The following is an 18,234-nucleotide window of genomic DNA, read 5'->3' as shown; positions in this document are numbered from 1 at the left end:
CGCACCCACCCCATACGACAACGTCGGTCTTCAAGACCACAACCAGGTCTTGAAGACCGACGTCACGCACGGCCCCGGATTAACCAACAGCATCCCGGAGGAGGGCGGGGCCGCGGTCAGACACAGAAGCTCAGTGCCAGCTGTGCGGGGCGCGGAAGCCGGGCTCGCGCTCCAGACGGCGCCAGCCGGCCTTCGGGCGGGCGGCGCGGTGCTCCGGGGCGGAGGGGGCGGCCGCCGCACGGGCCAGGAGGACGGCCGTGATGGCCGCGACTTCCTCGGGCTCGGCGTGGCCCTTCTCGACGCGGATCTCAGTGTGGTCCATGGGTGTCAGTCTCCGTGAGAGAGGTTTCCGCGGGGGTACCGCGGAGGTTCCGCCGGGTTACTGCGGGGGGTTGCCGTGCTTGCGGGACGGGAGGTCGGCGTGCTTGGTGTGCAGCATCGCCAGGGACTTCACGAGCACCTCGCGGGTCTCGGCGGGGTCGATGACGTCGTCGACCAGGCCGCGCTCGGCCGCGTAGTACGGGTGCATCAGCTCCGCCTTGTACTCCTTGACCATCTTCTGCCGCATGGCCTCGGGGTCCTCGGCGCCCGCGATCTGGCGCCGGAAGATCACGTTGGCCGCGCCTTCGGCGCCCATCACGGCGATCTCGTTCGTCGGCCAGGCATAGGTGAGGTCGGCGCCGATGGACTGGCTGTCCATGACGATGTACGCACCTCCGTACGCCTTGCGCAGGATCAGGGAGATCCTCGGCACGGTCGCGTTGCAGTAGGCGTACAGCAGCTTCGCGCCGTGCCGGATGATCCCGCCGTGCTCCTGGTCGACACCCGGAAGGAACCCGGGGACGTCCAGGAAAGTGACAATCGGGATATTAAAAGCGTCACACATCTGGACAAAGCGCGCAGCTTTTTCGCTCGCCTCGATGTCCAGGACGCCCGCGAGGACCTGCGGCTGGTTGGCGATGATGCCGACCACCTGGCCGTCGAGGCGGGCCAGCGCACAGATGATGTTCCGGGCCCAGCGCTCATGGACCTCGAGATAGTCGCCGTCGTCGACGATCTCCTCGATGACCTTGACCATGTCGTACGGCCGGTTGCCGTCCGCGGGCACCAGGTCGAGCAGGACGTCCGAACGACGGTCCACCGGGTCCGTGGAGTCCACCCGGGGCGGGTTCTCGCGGTTGTTCTGCGGAAGCAGGGAGAGGAGGTAGCGCACCTCGGCGATGCAGGTCTCCTCGTCGTCGTAGGCGAAGTGGCACACGCCGGAGGTCTCGGCGTGCACGTCCGCGCCGCCGAGCCCGTTCTGGGTGATCTCCTCGCCCGTGACGGCCTTGACGACGTCAGGGCCGGTGATGAACATCTGCGAGGTGTCCCGGACCATGAACACGAAGTCCGTCAGCGCCGGGCTGTAGGCCGCACCGCCGGCGCACGGACCGAGCATCACGGAGATCTGCGGGATGACCCCGGAGGCCTTGGTGTTGCGCTGGAAGATCCCGCCGTACCCGGCCAGCGCCGAGACACCCTCCTGGATACGGGCACCGGCACCGTCGTTGAGCGACACCAGCGGCGCCCCGGCCGCGATGGCCATGTCCATGATCTTGTGGATCTTCGTCGCGTGGGCCTCACCCAGCGCACCACCGAAGATCCGGAAGTCGTGGGCGTACACGAACACGGTCCGCCCCTCGACCGTGCCCCAGCCGGTGATCACACCGTCCGTGTACGGCTTCTTCGCCTCCAGCCCGAACCCGCTCGCCCGGTGCCGGCGCAACTGCTCGACCTCCTGGAAGGACCCCGGGTCCAGCAGCAGCTCGATCCGCTCCCGGGCCGTCAGCTTGCCCTTCGCGTGCTGCGCCTGGGTCGCCTTCTCGCTCGGGCCCGCCACCGCCTGCGCACGGATCTCGTGCAGCTCGGCGACCCGCCCGCGCGCGTCCGTCGGCTCGGTGCTCGGCACGTCCGTCGGCTCACCCGTCGTCTCTTCCAAAACGGTCATGTAGCGACCATACGAAGGACGCCAAGGAAAACGGGCCGTCGACTCCGTACAGTCTCCGACCCGTTTTACTGGTACCACTGAACAGAACCACCACGGGATGCAGCCCTTCTGACTGCTCAGGGGCCGCTGGCGTTGTAGGTACACCACAAAGATGTCACCGCAGGGCCACCTCACATTCGTGCGTGGCACATGCCATCCCCGGAGTGACAAGGACCCTCAGACGGCGGTCCGCCGACAGGACCTCCACCGAGTCGTCCGCCCGCAGCACCGAGCGCACCGGGTGTTCCCAGACGATCTCCACCGGCTCACCGGTGCGCGGCGGCTCGCTGACACAGAGCCTAGCCGTCCGCCCCCGGGTCCGGAGCAGCACGGCGGCCCCGGCGGAGGCGGTCAGCGGCCCCGCCGTCGCTGCCCGCCAGAAGACGGCGGCGGTGAGTCCGAGCGAGGGCACGGCGACCGCCTGCCGGCGTGCGTCGTTGGCGAGCACCTTCAGCCAGTGGCGATCGGCGGCCCGGACGGCGACCCGACGGGCACCGGCGCCGGGGAGGAGGACGTACACGTACGCGGCGTCCACCGGGTCGGTGCCGTGGTCCAGCCAGAGGGTCTGCCACCGCCGGGTGCGCCGCTCCGCCGTACTGGTGGTGTTGATGTCGGACCAGGCGCCGGTGCGGTCCTCGCGGAGGACGCGCAGGCGGGCGTCGCCGTACGGCAGGATCCAGCCGCCATGCCCTTCGAGGTGCGCCCATCCCGGTCCGCGCGCGAAGGCCTGCGTGCCGCCCTCCCCCAGGTTCCGGTTGTCCACGACCGTCTCGACCGGAACACCGTCGGCGCAGGTGATCCCGGCCCCGAGACAGACCACGGCGTCCGCGGCGAAGAACCAGGACTTACGGCCCTCCAGCGTGGAGTCAAGACCCTTCACATGCTGGCCGACCGCCGCGAACTCGCCGTCCGTCGTGCCGCCGACCCAGCGCACGTCCGGCTTGGGGGCGCCCCATTCGCCGCCGGCCCGGTCGGCGAGGCGCTTGGTCGAGACGGTGGTGCCGGGCAGTCGGTACCAGTCCACCGTGGGCCAGAACCAGTCGGTGTACTGATCGGACCGATCGGAGCGGACACCCGGCCCGGTGGCCCACCACTGGAGCATCCCGGCGCCCGTGTGCCAGCCGCGCGGGTTCTCGCCGTTTCCGCACTCGTACGCGGCGATGCGGTCGCTCGCCATGGACAGGCACGCGACGAAGCCGGGGCGGCGGTGCACGGCGCGGTCCATGGCGGCGAAGAGACGGTGACCGACGGACTCGGTCACGGCGGCCACCGGCGAGTCGACGACGGCGTGCAGCCGCGCGAGATCGGCTACTTCGAACTGAGGCGCCGCCAACAACGGCGTCACGGTGTCCCGTTCGATCCACCCTTTGATGCGCCCGTACCACCGCGCCCGCTCCCCCTCGCCGACGGCGGTCGCCAACAGCGCCATGGCGGCGATGAGCTGCTGCCCGTGGAAGTGGTCGCTGCGCATGACGTGCTGGTCGTCGCTGAGCAGATATCCCCGGCTGATGGCACGCCCGTTGACGCAGTCCATCACCAAACCGTCATGGATGAGCGGCGAGTAGGCATGCTCGACACTGTCGAGGATGTTCTGCCGAGCCGGATCGGTGACCTCCCACTCCGACCCCGCGAGCAGCGCGAACAGCCGCCCGAGCCCGTCGAGCAGGACCTGCCCGTACGTACCCGAGTAGGCGACCCAGGTGTGCTGGACGAAGGAACCGTCGGCGTACAGCCCGTCGCCCCGGGTGACGTAAGGGAAGACCGGCGAGAGGGCGTCCCTGGCGAGCGCGATCCGGCCGGCGGCCCGGCCGAGCACGCCGCGCAGGGCGACGCTGCGGCACAGGTCGACGCGGTTGGCGCCGGTCGAGGTGCCGGAGTAGTCGGTGAGCATCTCGTCGGGGACGAAGTGGTCGACGGCGGCGCAGGCGGCTGCGATCCGGGCGGCGCCGAGGTGGTCGTACAGGGCGGCCGTGATGTCCATGAGGAGGCGGGGGCTGCCGATCTGCCACTCCCACCAGTTGCCGTAGCGGGTGGTGGCGGGGTTGTAGACGGTGGCGGAGAGATGGTCGAGCCCGCGCAGCACGTCCGCGAGGAGCCCGGCGTCGCCGGTGGAGCCGGTCCCGTCCTGCGCGTACGCCTGGGTCATCGTCCACAGGCGGCTGTAGCTCTGGGTGATGCCGGCGGGCGGGTCGAAGGGGTACCCGGACCACAGAGAGGTGGGTGTCGGGGCCATGGCGGTGCGTAAGGCGCGGGCGAGTTCACCGGTACGGGCGAGACGGTCGGCGTAGGGCTGGGCGGTGGGGTCGTACCCGTCCCCTAGGGCGACGCGGAGCCAGCGGTGGCGCAGGGTGTCGTACGGGTCGGGGGCCGGGGCGGGCCCGGCAGCGTTGGCCGGACCCGGCGCGGCGGCAAGGGCGAGGGCGGCCAGAAAGGCTCGGCGTGAGGATCGCGTGGAGGCCATACCTCTCCCGTTAACCGCATGGGGCGGCAGGCGCAACACGCACGGCGATGACGTTGAAACGGAAAAGGAATAGGTCTACGGTCGTCCTTGTTGAACTCATTGAACATTCAACATCACCGGCGCATCACTGGGATCACCGGCGACCCGTCCCCCCAAGGAGCCCGCCATGAGCATCTTCGGCCGCAAGAACACCGACGAGACCCCCGAGACCGCCGCCGCGTCGGCGCCGGCCGCCGCCGACCTGTCCGCGCTGACCGGCGACTACGCCATCGACCCGGCCCACTCCACGATCGGCTTCGTGGCCCGGCACGCCATGGTCACCAACGTCAAGGGCAGCTTCCTGGACTTCACCGGCACGCTGCACCTGGACGGCGGGAACCCGGCGAACTCCAGTGCCGTGATCGACGTCAAGATGGACAGCATCAACACCGGCAACGCCGACCGTGACGGTCACCTGAAGTCGTCGGACTTCTTCAAGACCGACGAGTTTCCGACCATGACCTTCCGCTCCACCAAGGCGGAGTCCCTCGGCGGCGACGACTACCGCATCACCGGCGACCTCTCCGTCCTCGGCGTCACCAAGCCGCTCACCATCGACCTCGAGTTCAACGGCGCAGCGAAGGACCCCTTCGGCAACGAGCGCGTCGGCTTCGAGGGCAAGGCCGAGATCCTGCGCTCCGAGTGGGGCCTGACCTGGAACGCGGCGCTGGAGACCGGCGGCGTCCTCGTCTCCGACAAGATCAAGCTGAACTTCGACATCTCGGCGATCAGGAGCGCGTAACCCCGAGCCCGCCCGCCGGCTTCACGACCGCCGCCTCGGCCTCTTTCCGTGACGGACGGGACACCGGTCCCGGAGGCCGGGTGAGGGACGCTGGGCGGGGTTGGCAGTGACCGTGGGGCCGCCCTCTTCTCACACCGGTCCCGCCCTCGCCCTCTCCCCCTCCACCTGGAGTGAGTTCCTTGACGGCATCCCCTCCTGAAGAGACCGACTGGGTCTTCGTCCTCTCGTGCAGCAAGGCGCCGGGGCAGCCGAACCCCATCCACGCCCTCTGGGCTTGACTGCGAGAACGCGGCATCGACTGGATGCCGTTCGCGGCGGAAGAGCTCCGGTGCGACCTCTTCTGCAGGCGGATGAGCGACGGGGACCCGTACGGCCGGGTCAGCCTCTCGGTCGACGCTCGGGCCCTGCGGCGGCTCGGGCTGCATCCGGATCAGCCGACCTCCGCGGCGAACGGGGTGTCTCCGCCGGCGCGGTGGCACGCGTCCGGGGAGCGGTATGCGGCTCGGTATTGGCGGTGATCACCCGCCGCTTCGGCACAGGCAGCAGCCACCAGGCCGACGCGATCGACAGGGCCGCGCCCACGGCGATGGCCGACAGCCGGGTGGGCAGCAAGCTCATCGCGTCCTGGCCGAAGTAGCCGAGGAGGAGGGACAGGGCGGTGGTCATGCCGGCGGCCCAGTACGCGTAGTTGAGCGGGCGCAGCCACAAGGCCACCGCCAGTACGCCGAACATCAGCGCGACCGCGGCCCGCCCCGTCACGCCTGCCTCCGCCACGCCCGTCGCCAGCAGCGTGCCCACGGAGGCGCCCACGAAGCGCTCGACTCCCTTGCGCAGGACGTCCGTTCGCCCCCGATTGCCGCTCGCGGCGACGTACGCCGTGAGCACGAGCCATGGCCAGTGGTGGTCGAAGAGGAGCCGGCCCAGGGCGAAGGCGGCGGCGACGGCGGCCGCCATCTGTACGGCCATGCGGGTACTGGGGCGGGGGTGGAGGCGGGAGGCACGGCGGGGCGCGGCCTCTTCGGCGCCGGCGGGCCAGGGGCCGTAGCGGTCCGCCGTCCCCTGCACCAGCCAGACGCACGCGCACGCCAGCACCCCGATCAGCGCCGACCACGCCCAGTTCACCAGCACCCCCTGCGCCTCGGGCGGCAGCGCCGGGCCCGGGACGACCAGGAGGGCGACCAAGGGCAGGGTCATAAGGGTGCCCGCCTTGGCGGCGGTGGGGCCGTAGCGGCGGATCCAGATGGCCAGGGAGATGCCGACCGTGTAGAGGGCCGCCCCGGCGGCGTAGTGCATGGCGATGAGCCGGCCGAGCAGCTCGGTCGCGCCCGCCGTCACGGGGATCAGGAGCAGCGCCGTGAGCCTGCGGCGCGTGTCCGCGGTGCGCTGGGTGGAGTACAGGGTGAGGGTCAGGGCGACCGCGAGGACGAGTACATCGGTGTGCAGTCCGGCCTCGCTCTCCAGCCACAGGGCGGTGGCCCAGGAGATGAGCACGGCTGTCATCGACAGAGCCGCTTCGTACGCATTGCGTAATAGTTTGCAGGTCACGCTCTGAGAGTATCCGCCTTTTTACCCTGCTAGTAGTACGCGCATGCGTAACATCTCGGCGTAGTATCTACACGTGGAACACCTCTCCGAAGCCGCCCACCTCCGCGCCGGCATCATCCGCCTCAACCGCCGCCTCCGGCACGAACGCGGCGAGGGCAGTCTCAGCCCCAACCAGCTCACCGTGCTCGGCCATCTGCACCGGAACGGACCGTCCACGCCCGGGGAGATCGCCGCGGCGGAGCGGCAGCGGCCGCAGTCGCTGACCCGGGTCTTCGCCGAGCTGGAGGGGGACGGGCTGATCGTGCGGGAGGCGAGCACCGCCGATCGCCGTCAGTCCGTGCTGTCCCTCACGGAGCAGGGGCGGCGGGCGCTGAAGCGGGACATGGCCGAGCGTGACGCCTGGCTGGCCGGGGCGTTCGCGTCGCTCAGCGAGACGGAGCGAGGGGTGCTGGCGCTGGCGGGTGCGCTGATGGAGCGGCTGGCAGAAGCGCCGTAGGCAAACGCTCCCGTCTCCGTCAGAAGCCCCCGCCGAAGTCACCTCCGCCGCCCCCGCCGAAGTCGCCTCCCCCACCCCCGCCGTCCCCGAACCCGCCCCCGAAGTCACCGAAGTCCCCGGAGTCGAAGTCCGCGCCCGACACGTCCCCGCCCTGGTAGCCGCCGCCGAAGTCGCCGCCCCCGAAGTCGCCGTATCCGGCGCCGTAGTCGGCCGCGTACGCGGGGCCTGCCATGGCGCTGCCCAGCAGAGTGCCGACGAGCAGGCCCGGCAGGACGCCGCCGCCGAAGTAGCCGCCGGCCCAGGGGCCGTAGGCGGGGCCCGCATCCCAGTAGGGGCGGCGGCCGTAGTCGGTGTCGACCTCGCGGACGACCGGGTCGCGGCCGTCGGCGAGGCGGGTGGCGTCGGCCGCGCAGACCGGGACCTCGCGGGCGGCGCCGCCGGGAGGTGTCCAGACGGCGTCGGTGACCGAGGGGCCGTGGCGCGGGTCGAAGAAGCAGGGCGGGCGGCGGGCCGGCAGGGGGCGGCCCTCACGCCGGGCGGCGAGCTGGGTCAGGGAGAAGCGGCCGTCCTCGAGGGCCTGGGTGACGGCGCGGACGTCCTCGGGTTTGCGGGCGTCCTCCATGTACTGCTTGGCGTTCTCGTAGGCGTTCAGGGCCCGCTCGTAGTCCGCGCGCATGGCGTCGTCGGCGCCCGCCTCCGCCGGGTGGAAGTCGAGGCGGTCCAGTTCCTCGCCGAAGGCGGTGATGTCCTCGTCGACGACCACCCGCAGGCGGTCGAGGGCGGCCCGCTGTTCCTCGGCGTGGCGGCGGCGGTTGCGGCGGACCAGCCCGTACGCGCCCGCGCCGCAGACCACCAGGACGGCGGCCGTGGCGATCAGGCCGGCGGTGGAGATGCCGGTGCCGCCGCCGGAGGAGGTGCCCCACGACGCGGGTGCCTTGCCGCCCATGTTGGCCAGGGCGCGGTCGGTGAAGTCGGTGAGCTGGGACGTGGCGCTCTCGCCCTGGACGCTGGTGGCCAGGTTCCGTACGGCCGTTCGGGGCAGGACGGAGGAGTCGGCGCGGGCGTCGAAGCGGTCGCCGAGGCGGATGGCGTACAGGCCGGTGACGCCGGTGGCGGTGCGCAGGTCGGTGAAGAGGTTCCGGGTGGGGTAGCCGGCCGGGAGGACCGTGATGAAGAGCGGTTTGTCGGCCTGCTTGATCTGTTGGGCGAGCGCGTCGGCCTGCGCCGCCGGCAGTTGGGCGGAGGCCGCCGGGTCGACGTACACGGGGCCCTTGCGGAGGGCCTCGGCGATGGTCGAGACACTGGTCGTCGAGATGCTGGTCGTCGCGCTCCTGGTGGCCGCTGCGGCCTGCGGCGCGAGCGCGGTCATCACCGCGAGCACCAGGGCCGCCAACAGCACCGGGAGGCTTCGGATCCGTACGCCCTTCATGCTTCGAAGCTACCCGAAGCCCCCCAAAACAGTACTGTCCGGTCGCCCGGCCGCCGATCTCAGACGGCCCGGTACGCCTCCAGCAGTTCACGCACCGCTGCCCCGTACCGACCCGTCGTCAGCAGGTGGTCCGCGTCGGCGAAGGGCTTCGCCACCGCCGGGGTGATCTTCTGCCCCACCCTGTGCTGGACGATCAGGCGTGCCTTCGTGACCAGCCGGCGTCCGGTCTCGTCCGCGCCCTTCTTCTCGGCCACCGTCGCGGCGGCGGCCAGCGCCCGCAGCATCGACGCGCCGCCCTTCGGCACCCCGGTCAGGGTCGTCAGGCCCCAGCCGTACGGGAACTGCGGGTCGTACGAGGTGTCGCCCACGTTGATCGGCAGTTGGGCCTCGGACCTGGGCCAGGTGACGGGGAGCTGTCCGGTGAAGGGCCGCCTGCCGTACAGCACGTCCGCCACGCCGTCGCCCTCCGTGCCCGGCAGCCAGGAGGCGACCAGGGCGTCGATCTTCCCGAGGCGGTCGCCGACGAGCTGCGGGCGTCCGGAGACGATCAGCACCGCGCACTTCATCGCCGCGCACACCTTGTCCACGGCTGCCTGGTCGGCGGCGGACAACCGGAGGTCGTGGCCGTTGCCGACGTCGCCGACGCCCTCGGCGTACGGGGTCTCGCCGACGACGACCACACCGACGTCGTAGCCGGTCAGGGGCGCGGAGGCGTCCTTGGAGTACGTGATGTCCCCGCCGCCCCTGCGCATCCCGTCCAGGATCGTCGTGCCGGGGGTGATGTTCCCGGAGGAGCCCTGCCAGGTGACCGTCCAGCCACCGGTCTGGTTGCCGATGTCGTCGGCGTTGGACCCGGCGACGTACACCTTCTGGTTCTTCCGCAGCGGCAGCAGGCCGCCTGAGTTCTTCAGCAGCACCTGTGACTCGGCCGCGGCCTGCCGGGCGACGGCCCGGTGGGCCGGGGAGCCGATCTTCGCGGCGCCGGTGGTGTCGGCGTAGGGGTGCTCGAAGAGGCCCAGCCGGAACTTCTGGGTGAGGATGCGGGAGACCGCGTCGTCGACCCGTTCCTCGCTGATACGGCCCGCCTTCACCTCGTCGGTCAGGGTGGTGGTGAAGTCCTTGTAGGTGGAGGGGACCATCATCATGTCCAGGCCCGCGTTGACCGAGGTGCGCACGTGGGACGCGTAGTCGCCGGGGAGCTGGTCGATGGCGTTCCAGTCGCTGACGACGAAGCCGTCGAAGCCCATACGGTCCTTGAGCACGCCGTTGATCATGTCGGCGCGGGCGTGCATCTTCACCGCTCCCCGGCCGTCGCCGACGATGTCGAGGGAGGAGTACGAGGGCATGACGGTGCCGATGCCCCGGTCGACGGCCGTCCGGAAGGGCGCCAGGTGGACGGCCTCCAACTGCTGCCGGGTGACCTTGGTGACGCCTTGGTCGATCTTGTACGTCCCGGTCGTGGAGGAGCCGTACTCGGTGCCGCCGTCGCCGACGAAGTGCTTGGCGGTGGCGAGGACCTTGTCGTTCCGACCCAGGTCGCCGCCGTTCGCCCGGCCCTGGAGGCCCTGGATGATCGTCTCCATGGACTGGACGAGGGCCGGGTCCTCGCCGAAGGACTCGTAGGAGCGGCCCCAGCGTTCGTCGCGGCTCACACAGAGGCAGGGGGCGAAGTCCCAGGGGATGCCGGTGGCCCGTACCTCGGCGGCCGTCACGGCGCCCGTCCGCCGGGCGAGGCGTGGGTCGCGGGTGGCGCCGATGCCGATGTTGTGCGGCATGATCGTGGCGCCGACCAGGTTGTTGTGGCCGTGGACCGCGTCGACGCCGTAGATCAGGGGGATCTGGAAGCGGGTCGCCCGCGCCCGGAGCTGGAAGTCGTCGATCATCTTCGCCCAGGCCCCGGGGGTGTTGGGCGTGGGCGTCGAGCCGCCGCCGGAGAGCAGGGAGCCGAGGTCGTACGTCGCGATGTCGCTCCCGCTGCCCACGGCCCCGCGCTCGGCCTGGGTCATCTGCCCGGCCTTCTCCGCCAGGGACATCCGGGAGAGCAGGTCGGCGACCCGTTTCCGCACCGGCAACCGGCTGTCCAGGTACGGCAGTCCGTGGGCGTCGATGACGATCTGCGGGGTCTCGGTGGGCGCCTTGGCCCCGGTGACCGTGAGCTTCAGGGGGATCGTCTCGGCGGACTCGGCCGTGCGGTCCCTGAGGGTGGGGACCTTGATGGTGCGCGAGGTGCCGGAGGCGGTGCCGGCCGGGAAGGTGAGGGTGCCGGAGACCGGGGTGTAGTCCTTGCCCGGGGTGGCGGTGCCGGTCGCCGCCGTCTCGTAGGTGACCGTCACGGGCTCGTCGGTCGGGGCCGAGCCGGTGGTGGCGACGGTGACCTCGACCGAGGCGGTGCCGCCCTCCTTGACGGGGTGAACGGCGGGGCCGGTGGTGACGGAGGCGCGCAGCGACTGGTCGGCCTTGCCGTACAGCTCGACGTCGTCCATGGCGAAGGTGCCCTTGGCGCCCGCGGGGAGGGTGACGGCGTACCCCCACATCTGGGTGAGGCCGAGGACGTGGTCGATGCCGCCGACCGGTTGGTAGTCGGTTCGGTAGATGAAGTCGCTGAACGGGATCTCGACCTGTTTCCAGCCGGTGAAGTCGTCGGTGAAGGAGGTCGTCCAGAGCTCGGAGGCCTCGCCGTTCGCGCCGCCGTCCTTGATCTCGACGGCGATCTTCCTGCCGTTGTCCCGGCCGTCCCACCAGAAGCGGATGCCCTTGTGGGCGGACCAGTCGTGGGCGGGTGCGGTGGCGGCGTAGTCGTGGGTGAAGCCGCCGTAGCCGCTGATGTCGTAGCTGCCGGTGAGGACCTTCTCGCCCTCCGGGGCGTCCGGGCGGGCGGCGAGTGACAGTGCGGGCGGGTCGTCGGTGTCGCCGCCCCAGGTGAAGATGCCCTCGGCGGGCTGGGAGGCGAAGGGGACCTCGCCCTCGAAACGGTCGACGGGCGTCGGGGGCGGGTCGTCGGCCGCGTGGGAGGCGGTCGGTGACAGTACGGCGGTGAGCAGGGCGGCGGAGACGAGCAGGGCGGTTCTCGGCATGGACCTTCCCTCGGCTCTCGTGGTTCACTCGGCACTCAGATCACGCCGTGAGTCAACTGACGTCCCTCGCAACCGTCAAGACGTTCCGTCAGCCGAGTCGGAAAGGGCCGGACACCATGCGAAGGTCTGCCGTCCCGTGCCGCCCGGACCGCCAGGGCCGTCCGGGCCGTCCGCCGGTGAGCCGGTCGCGGTGGGCGGGCCCCGGGCTCAGGGCGGACGATGGTGGGAGGGAGACGACGGCGGCCGCCGCTCCGCTCACCCCGGGCAACACCTCCGGCCCGCAGTCCCCGACCCCGCCCGAGACCTGGAGCCCGACATGACCACAGCGCGGGACCTGTTGATCGTCACGCTGGACGTCCCGTCCAGCCGGCCCGTCGAACGGGGGGACCTGTCGCTCGCCCTCGCGGGGGCGGAACTGCTGGATCTGATCGCCGCCGAGGGCGTCACCCTGGAGGACGACCGCATCGTGCCCGGTCTGCAGCCGGCCACGGGCGACCGGCTGCTGGACGAGGCGGGGGCGGCCCTCAGCCGTCAGGCGCCGTACGAGTCGGTCGAGGACTGGCTCTGGCGCCGGGGAAGCGGCCTGGCCACGGCCTACGCCGACGACCTGGACGCGTCGGGACGGGCCGCCGGATCCCGCCGCCGCCGACCGGGCCGGCGCAGCGAGCGGGGTACCGCCGACGATCGGGGTACCACCGAGGAGTCGACGGTCCGGCGGCAGGCGGCCGATCGTTGGGCCGCCCGCGAGCCCGTGCTCGTCGGTCTCGCGGGCGCGCTGGGGATTCCCGAGGGTGCGGCGGAGGCGGCCCCGGAGGACCTTTCCGACGACGCGGTGGTGACCGTCCTGGCGGCCGTCAACGGCGCGCTGACGGAGCTGGAGGCCGTGCGGCAGCGGCGCCGTATCGAGGACGCGGCGTTCGACAACGTCTGGCGTGCGTTCTGACGGGCCCGCCGTGCCCAGGCCCGGCCGCGCCGGCTACGGCGTCGGTTGGCCGATGCCCAGCAGGTTGCCCTCGCTGTCCCGGAACCAGGCACCGCGTTCACCGCGCGCACCCTTGCTCGGGTAGTTCCCCTCGACCTCGGCGATCCCGTCGCGGGTGCGCAGTCCCGGTGCGTCGACCTCCTCGAACACCACGCCGCGGCGCCTCAGCTCCGCCACGGCCGCGTCGAGGTCGTCGACCTCGAACCCCATCTGGGTGAACGTGCCCGGCGAGGCGCCCGTGGACTGGAACACCACGAAGTCCGCCCCCGCGCACCGGTACAGCAGGCCGCCGGGACGCTCGTCGACGGGTTCCAGGCCGAGCTGCTCGCGGTAGAAGCGCCTGGCCCGGTCCAGGTCCCGGGCCGGCAGTCGGGTCGCCACGCGTGCCCGGGCCAGGAAGTTGCTGTCGTGTCGGGTCATGCCCCCACTGTGCTCACTGCGCGGGCGCCACGCCCGCCCGCAGCAGGCCGTACGTGTACGCGTCCTCCAGGGCCTGCCACGACGCCGCGATCACGTTCTCCGCGACGCCCACCGTGGACCACTCTCCCTTGCCGTCGGAGGTGGAGATCAGGACCCGGGTGGTGGACTGGGTGCCGTGCTTGCCCTCCAGGATGCGGACCTTGTAGTCGACCAGGTCGAGGGCGGCCAGCTCGGGGTAGATCTTCTCCAGGGCCACGCGCAGAGCCCGGTCCAGGGCGTTGACAGGGCCGTTGCCCTCCGCCGTGGCGACGATGCGCTCGCTCTTGGCCCAGAGCTTGACGGTGGCCTCGTTGGCGTGGGTGCCGTCGGGGCGGTCCTCGACGATGGCGCGCCAGGACTCCACGTCGAAGTACTTCAGGGGCCTGCCTTCGACCTCGGCGCGCAGCAGCAGTTCGAAGCTGGCGTCGGCGGCCTCGTAGGTGTAGCCCTTGAGCTCGCGCTCCTTGACCCGCTCGACCACCCGGCCGACCAGTTCGCGGTCGCCGCCCAGGTCGATGCCGAGTTCCTTGCCCTTGAGCTCGATCGACGCGCGGCCCGCCATGTCGGAGACCAGCATTCGCATCGTGTTGCCGACCAGCTCGGGGTCGATGTGCTGGTAGAGGTCGGGGTCGACCTTGATGGCGGAGGCGTGCAGGCCTGCCTTGTGGGCGAAGGCCGAGACGCCGACGTAGGGCTGGTGGGTGGAGGGCGTGAGGTTGACGACCTCGGCGATGGCGTGGGAGATGCGGGTCATCTCGCGGAGCCGGCCGTCGGGGAGGACCTTCTTGCCGTACTTCAGTTCCAGGGCTGCGACCACGGGGAAGAGGTTGGCGTTGCCGACACGCTCGCCGTAGCCGTTCGCGGTGCACTGGACGTGGGTGGCGCCGGCGTCGACGGCGGCGAGGGTGTTGGCGACGGCGCAGCCGGTGTCGTCCTGGGCGTGGATGCCGAGCCGGGCGCCGGTGTCGGCGAGGACCGTGGAGACGACCGCGTGGACCTGGGCGGGGAGCATGCCGCCGTTGGTGTCGCAGAGGATGACCACGTCCGCGCCCGCCTCGGAGGCGGCCCGGACGACCGACTTGGCGTACTCGGGGTTGGCACGGTAGCCGTCGAAGAAGTGTTCGCAGTCGACGAAGACCCGGCGGCCCTGCTCGCGCAGGAAGGACACCGTGTCGCGGACCATCTCCAGGTTCTCGTCGAGGGTGGTGCGCAGCGCCAGTTCCACGTGCCGGTCGTGGGACTTGGCGACCAGGGTGATCACCGGGGCGCCGGACTCGAGCAGGGCCCTGACCTGGGGATCGTCCGCGGCCTTGGCGCCGGCGCGGCGGGTGGCGCCGAAGGCGACCAGCTGGGCGTGCTGGAAGTCGATCTCCTGCTGGGCGCGGGCGAAGAACTCGGTGTCCCGCGGGTTGGCGCCGGGCCAGCCGCCCTCGATGAAGCCCACGCCGAAGTCGTCCAGGTGCCGGGCGATGGCCAGCTTGTCGGCGACGGTGAGGTTGATGCCCTCGCGCTGGGCGCCGTCGCGCAGGGTGGTGTCGAAGACGTGGAACGTATCGTCCAGCCGGCTGGTTTCGGTCATGGTCTCAGGGCTCCTGTTTTCAATCTCGGTCTTACCGTCAATGACCGGCTCCACCGTCCCCTCATAGTCCCTCGCGCTCCGTTCCCGGCTGAAGGTGGACCGGAAAACGAAAAAACCCCTCGCGGGTGCGAGAGGTCTGCGCGCGGGTCGAGGACGACGATGGCCACCCGTACCTGGTCGTACGTGGTGGTCACTGCGGACCGGCGCGCCTGCTGCCAATAATCATGGCGAACGAGAGCACGGGGGCAGTCTGGCACAGCCCTGCCCCCGGCTCACCGACCGTCTCAGAATGCGGTCGCCACTTCACGCGGTGTCAGGCACCACCCGCACGGCGTCGGGCAGGAAGTGGATCTCGTACGGCCCCACACAGTCGGCGAGCAGCGTCGCCACCTCCGCCCCGCACCCCGGACACAACCGGTTCGGCCCCTCCATGCCAAGGGGGCCACAGCACACGGCCTCCGTGAAGGAGGCGGGGTTGGGCTCCAGGAGTTTGTCGGTGTCCTCGGGGTGGACGACCAGGGTGTCGCACGGCCCGGCGGACATCAGGCTTCCCGGCCCGTCCGGGTCGGCGATGGACAGGCCGGGGATGGCCGCCCCCAGCCATTCCGGGTCCGGATGCGGCACGTACGGCGCCCCGCTCGGCTCGGGGTCGATCGCGTAGGTGCCGCGCGGCACGGTCGACGGGGCGTGCCGCCGACCGTCGGGACCCTTGCGCCCGTCGTACTCCGGGCGTTCGGGCAGCGCAGGAAGCAGCCGCAACGGCTCGCTGAGACGGCGGCCACAGGCCGCGCAGACCAGTAAGTTCACCCGTTTGTTCTACCGGTTGACACCGCCCCTCGGGGCCACCGCGGACACGGAGTCCGGGCGGCCCGGGGTGCGACCGGGGTCAGCCGATGCGGTGCATCCAGCCGTGCTCGTCCTGCGTGATGCCGCGCTGGACGTCCAGCAGGGCCTGGCGGAGCTTCAGGGTGACCTCGCCGGGCTCTCCGCCCGTCTGCTTCCAGTCGGCACCGGTGGAGCGCTTGACGGTGCCGACGGGGGTGATGACGGCGGCGGTGCCGCAGGCGAAGACCTCGGTGAGGGTGCCGTTCTCGGCGTCGCGCTGCCACTGGTCGACGGAGACGCGGCCCTCCTCGGTCTCGTAGCCGAGGTCGCGGGCGAGGGTCAGGAGGGAGTCGCGGGTGACGCCCTCCAGGATCGAGCCGGTGAGGGTCGGGGTGACGATCTTGTTGTCGTACACGAAGTACAGGTTCATGCCGCCGAGTTCCTCGACCCACTTGCGCTCGACCGCGTCCAGGTAGCAGACCTGGTCGCAGCCGTGGGCGGCGGCCTCGGCTTGGGCGAGGAGGGACGCGGCGTAGTTGCCGCCGGTCTTGGCGTCGCCCATGCCGCCGGGGACGGCGCGGACGCGGTCCTCGGAGACCCAGATGGAGACGGGCTTCACGCCGCCCGGGAAGTAGGCGCCGGCCGGGGAGGCGATGACGAGGAAGAGGTACTCGTTGGCGGGCTTCACGCCCAGGCCGACCTCGGTCGCGATCATGAACGGGCGCAGGTAGAGGGACTCCTCGCCACCGTGCGCGGGCACCCAGCCCTCGTCCTGCTGGACCAGGACGTCACAGGCCTCGATGAAGGTCTCGACGGGCAGCTCGGGCATGGCCAGGCGGCGGGCGGAGCGCTGGAACCGCTGGGCGTTCTGGTCCGGGCGGAAGGTGGCGACGGAGCCGTCGGGGCGGCGGTAGGCCTTGAGGCCCTCGAAGATCTCCTGGGCGTAGTGCAGGACGTTGGTGGCCGGGTCCAGCGGGATCGGCGCGTACGGAACGAGCTGGCCGTCGTGCCAGCCCCGGCCCTCGGTCCACTTGATCGTCACCATGTGGTCGGTGAAGTGGCGGCCGAATCCGGGGTTCGCCAGGATCGCCTCGCGCTCGGCTGCGGGGAGCGGATGGGCGGACGGCTTGAGCTCGATCGTGGGCGTCGTCATGAGTGCTTGTCCTTCACCGGTTGTAGTGACGGGCCGCGCTCACGCCCGTACCGCCTTCCGGCCAGTGCTAGGACGTCCGAGCATTCCTTCGTACCGCGGCTCCTCGCTCGATTATCTCGTGGGGAGCGGCGACGGAAGGAATCGGGGTGAATGCGGCCCCGGGTTGATGGTGGCACCCGGCGGGGACATGGGGGAAGCCGCCGGGCTCGGATGCGACCCGGCGGCTTCGAGGGGTTCGAAAGAGCGCGGCGGGGTCAGCCGGCTACTCGTACGGCGAGCGCGTCGCCGATCTCGGAGGTGGAGCGGGCGGGCAGCTGGGCGCGCTCGCCGAGGTCGGCCGAGACCGCCTCCTCGATGCGGTTCGCCTCGGCCTCGTGGCCGAGGTGGCGCAGCAGCAGGGCGACGGACAGGACCGTGGCGGTGGGGTCGGCCTTGCCCTGGCCGGCGATGTCCGGGGCCGAGCCGTGGACGGGCTCGAACATGGACGGGAACTCGCGGCCGGGGTTGATGTTGCCGGAGGCGGCCACGCCGATGCCGCCGGAGACGGCCGCGGCGAGGTCGGTGATGATGTCGCCGAAGAGGTTGTCGGTGACGATGACGTCGAAGCGCTCGGGCTGGGTGACCAGGTAGATGGTGGCCGCGTCGACGTGGATGTACTCGGTGGTGACCTCGGGGTACTCCTCGGCCACCTTGTTGAAGATGTTCGTCCAGAGGTGACCGGCGAAGGCCAGCACGTTGTTCTTGTGGACGAGGGTGAGCTTCTTGCGCGGGCGGGCCTGGGCGCGGGCGAAGGCGTCGCGGACCACGCGCTCGACACCGAAGGCCGTGTTGACGGAGACCTCGGTGGCGACCTCGTGCGGGGTGCCCTTACGGATGGTGCCGCCGTTGCCGGTGTACGGGCCCTCGGTGCCCTCGCGGACCACGATGAAGTCGATCTGCGGGTCGCCCGCGAGCGGGGTGGCGACACCCGGCAGGAGCTTGGACGGACGCAGGTTGACGTGGTGGTCGAAGGCGAAGCGGAGCTTGAGCAGGAAGCCGCGCTCCAGGACGCCGGACGGCACGGACGGGTCGCCGATCGCGCCGAGCAGGATGGCGTCGTGCTGCCCCAGGGCGTCGAGGTCGGCGTCGGTGAGGGTCTCACCGGTGGCGTGGTAGCGCCTGGCGCCGAAGTCGTACTCCTTGGTCTCCAGCTTCACGTCCTCGGGAAGGACAGCGGAGAGGACCTTGAGGCCTTCGGCCACGACTTCCTGCCCGATGCCGTCACCGGGGATCACTGCGAGATCGATGCTGGGAGACATGTCGGCAGACTACTCCTCGTCCCATGTGATGACACGGCCGTCCGCCATACGGACAACCCCAGGCCGGACGGACGCACCCGGGCGAGGGGCGGGCGTCATCCTGTTGGCCGCCGTTCACCCGTATGT

Annotated in this window: 14 protein-coding genes; 3 read left to right on the top strand and 11 right to left on the bottom strand. The window is 71.1% G+C overall.

Annotation, left to right across the window (positions count from 1 at the left end; translation table 11 throughout):
* Positions 1 to 130: 130 nt before the first annotated feature.
* The 3 genes from ACFYZQ_RS26130 to ACFYZQ_RS26120 all read right to left on the bottom strand — a co-directional run bounded on the left by ACFYZQ_RS26130 (position 131) and on the right by ACFYZQ_RS26120 (position 4,487).
* Positions 131 to 322 (bottom strand): acyl-CoA carboxylase subunit epsilon, encoded by a 192-nt coding sequence (locus tag ACFYZQ_RS26130; RefSeq protein WP_388796723.1) that lies wholly within the window; start codon positions 320 to 322, stop codon positions 131 to 133.
* A 57-nt stretch (positions 323 to 379) separates the two neighbouring features.
* Positions 380 to 1,987 carry an acyl-CoA carboxylase subunit beta gene (locus ACFYZQ_RS26125; RefSeq protein ID WP_389152222.1) on the bottom strand — a complete coding sequence of 536 codons (1,608 nt, stop codon included), beginning with the start codon at positions 1,985 to 1,987 and terminating at the stop codon, positions 380 to 382.
* A 154-nt stretch (positions 1,988 to 2,141) separates the two neighbouring features.
* A complete protein-coding gene (locus ACFYZQ_RS26120; protein WP_389152219.1) occupies positions 2,142 to 4,487 on the bottom strand; it encodes a polysaccharide lyase 8 family protein in 2,346 nt (781 codons plus the stop codon).
* A 166-nt stretch (positions 4,488 to 4,653) separates the two neighbouring features.
* Here ACFYZQ_RS26120 and ACFYZQ_RS26115 point away from each other — a divergent pair, with 166 nt between their 5' ends.
* The gene (locus ACFYZQ_RS26115; protein WP_389152216.1) at positions 4,654 to 5,268 is read left to right on the top strand and encodes a YceI family protein; all 615 of its coding nucleotides are present in this window, start codon (positions 4,654 to 4,656) and stop codon (positions 5,266 to 5,268) included.
* A gap of 378 nt (positions 5,269 to 5,646) precedes the next feature.
* Here ACFYZQ_RS26115 and ACFYZQ_RS26110 read toward each other — a convergent pair whose 3' ends face one another.
* Positions 5,647 to 6,768: an FUSC family protein gene (locus ACFYZQ_RS26110; protein ID WP_389152213.1), complete on the bottom strand. Its 1,122-nt coding sequence runs from the start codon at positions 6,766 to 6,768 to the stop codon at positions 5,647 to 5,649.
* A 118-nt stretch (positions 6,769 to 6,886) separates the two neighbouring features.
* On the opposite strand from ACFYZQ_RS26110, the gene ACFYZQ_RS26105 reads away from it, so the two are divergent.
* On the top strand, positions 6,887 to 7,309 hold the full coding sequence (locus tag ACFYZQ_RS26105; RefSeq protein ID WP_389152211.1) for a MarR family winged helix-turn-helix transcriptional regulator: 423 nt from the start codon (positions 6,887 to 6,889) through the stop codon (positions 7,307 to 7,309).
* 19 nt (positions 7,310 to 7,328) lie between these two features.
* Here ACFYZQ_RS26105 and ACFYZQ_RS26100 read toward each other — a convergent pair whose 3' ends face one another.
* Both ACFYZQ_RS26100 and ACFYZQ_RS26095 read right to left on the bottom strand, forming a co-directional pair.
* The gene (locus ACFYZQ_RS26100) at positions 7,329 to 8,738 is read right to left on the bottom strand and encodes a hypothetical protein (RefSeq protein WP_389152208.1); all 1,410 of its coding nucleotides are present in this window, start codon (positions 8,736 to 8,738) and stop codon (positions 7,329 to 7,331) included.
* Positions 8,739 to 8,797: 59 nt separating this feature from the next.
* Positions 8,798 to 11,812: a glycoside hydrolase family 3 N-terminal domain-containing protein gene (locus tag ACFYZQ_RS26095; RefSeq protein ID WP_389152205.1), complete on the bottom strand. Its 3,015-nt coding sequence runs from the start codon at positions 11,810 to 11,812 to the stop codon at positions 8,798 to 8,800.
* Between the two features lie 316 nt (positions 11,813 to 12,128).
* On the opposite strand from ACFYZQ_RS26095, the gene ACFYZQ_RS26090 reads away from it, so the two are divergent.
* Positions 12,129 to 12,755 carry a GPP34 family phosphoprotein gene (locus tag ACFYZQ_RS26090; RefSeq protein WP_389152202.1) on the top strand — a complete coding sequence of 209 codons (627 nt, stop codon included), beginning with the start codon at positions 12,129 to 12,131 and terminating at the stop codon, positions 12,753 to 12,755.
* A gap of 33 nt (positions 12,756 to 12,788) precedes the next feature.
* Here the strand turns inward: ACFYZQ_RS26090 and ACFYZQ_RS26085 are convergent, their stop codons facing one another.
* The 5 genes from ACFYZQ_RS26085 to ACFYZQ_RS26065 form a co-directional block, all read right to left on the bottom strand.
* Positions 12,789 to 13,214, bottom strand: a complete 426-nt coding sequence (locus tag ACFYZQ_RS26085; RefSeq protein WP_389152198.1) for a VOC family protein — start codon at positions 13,212 to 13,214, stop codon at positions 12,789 to 12,791.
* Between the two features lie 13 nt (positions 13,215 to 13,227).
* Positions 13,228 to 14,832, bottom strand: coding sequence for a citramalate synthase (gene cimA, locus ACFYZQ_RS26080; protein WP_389152196.1), 1,605 nt, complete (start codon positions 14,830 to 14,832; stop codon positions 13,228 to 13,230).
* A 303-nt stretch (positions 14,833 to 15,135) separates the two neighbouring features.
* Positions 15,136 to 15,639, bottom strand: coding sequence for a hypothetical protein (locus tag ACFYZQ_RS26075; RefSeq protein ID WP_389152194.1), 504 nt, complete (start codon positions 15,637 to 15,639; stop codon positions 15,136 to 15,138).
* A gap of 79 nt (positions 15,640 to 15,718) precedes the next feature.
* Positions 15,719 to 16,810, bottom strand: coding sequence for a branched-chain amino acid aminotransferase (locus ACFYZQ_RS26070; protein WP_389152192.1), 1,092 nt, complete (start codon positions 16,808 to 16,810; stop codon positions 15,719 to 15,721).
* 254 nt (positions 16,811 to 17,064) lie between these two features.
* Positions 17,065 to 18,108: a 3-isopropylmalate dehydrogenase gene (locus tag ACFYZQ_RS26065; RefSeq protein WP_389152189.1), complete on the bottom strand. Its 1,044-nt coding sequence runs from the start codon at positions 18,106 to 18,108 to the stop codon at positions 17,065 to 17,067.
* Positions 18,109 to 18,234 lie beyond the last annotated feature (126 nt).

Origin of the sequence: Streptomyces sp. NPDC001843, assembly GCF_042891955.1 — a bacterium.
Classification (GTDB): Bacteria; Actinomycetota; Actinomycetes; order Streptomycetales; family Streptomycetaceae; genus Streptomyces.
The sequence above is the reverse complement of the archived record's forward strand: the minus strand, read 5'-3'. Positions and strand labels throughout refer to the sequence as shown.